Genomic DNA, 1,074 nt, shown 5'->3' with positions numbered 1-1,074 from the left:
TAACCTGCAATTTCCATTGGATTATAAGATACACAGAGCAGAAGGATTTTCTGGCGGAAGTTTTACCGAGATAGGTACAGTATCCAGTGCACTGACTGATAGTATTGGGTTTTTAGATACAGGCTTAGATACAGAAAACAAGGCGTATCATTATAAAGTATCAGTAGTAGATCCAACGGGCTCGGGTGGAGATGAAATATTCTCAGCAGAGGCATCTTCAGTCAGACTTGTTCCTACACCACAATTTGGTCAAATCAGATTAGATTGGAATGCATTTGTTCCATGGACGAATACCATAGCACTACCACCGGGTAGCAAGCATCAAATCTACAGAGGAGATAATGGACAAAGTCAGGATGAATACACTCTGCTGGCAGAAGTAGATGTTACACAATTTGGGTTTAGCTATATTGACTCAGTGAATCTGGACAACTCTAAGATTTATTGTTATAGAATATTAACAAAAGGCACTTATGGCAATCCAGCTATTAAGAGTCCACAATTAAACTTCTCACAAATCGTATGTGCACAACCGAGTGATTCGATACCACCATGTGCACCAGTAGTAACTATACAGGGACCAAGCTGCGAAGACTTCCTAAATACGAGTACTTGTGACTTTAATGATTACAAGAATAGAATAAGCTGGACTACAGACTTTGTGGGTAGCTGTCAGGATGATGTTAAGGAATATGAAGTGTATTATGCACCAACGACAGGAGCAGAATTTACCAGAATAGCAGATGTTACAGATACCACCTATCTGCATGATAATCTACAATCCTTCAAAGGATGCTACAAGGTGAGGGCTGTAGACAGGTCTGGTAATGAGAGTGAATTCAGTAATGTATTCTGTGTAGATAATTGTCCTTATTATGAACTGCCAAATGTGTTTACACCAGACAATGGAGACAACTGTAACAATGTGTTTAGTGCCTACAGCAATAGAAGTACATCGGGAGAAGATGGTTCTGGGGGTTGTGGTAACATAGACATTTCTAAATGTGCTCGATTTGTGAAATCAGTGAACTTCACAGTTTATAACAGATGGGGTAAAGAAGTGTATAATTATTT

Annotated in this window: 1 protein-coding gene; it reads left to right on the top strand. The window is 39.2% G+C overall.

Annotated features, from left to right (window positions below; genetic code table 11):
* A partial coding sequence (locus E1140_RS21200; protein WP_484494440.1) for a fibronectin type III domain-containing protein occupies nucleotides 1-1,074 on the top strand: 1,074 nt, incomplete at both ends.

The sequence above is a fragment of the Fulvivirga lutimaris genome (assembly GCF_009711525.1).
In the GTDB taxonomy this organism is placed as follows: domain Bacteria; phylum Bacteroidota; class Bacteroidia; order Cytophagales; family Cyclobacteriaceae; genus Fulvivirga; species Fulvivirga lutimaris.
This window is presented reverse-complemented; position numbering and strand designations above follow the sequence as displayed.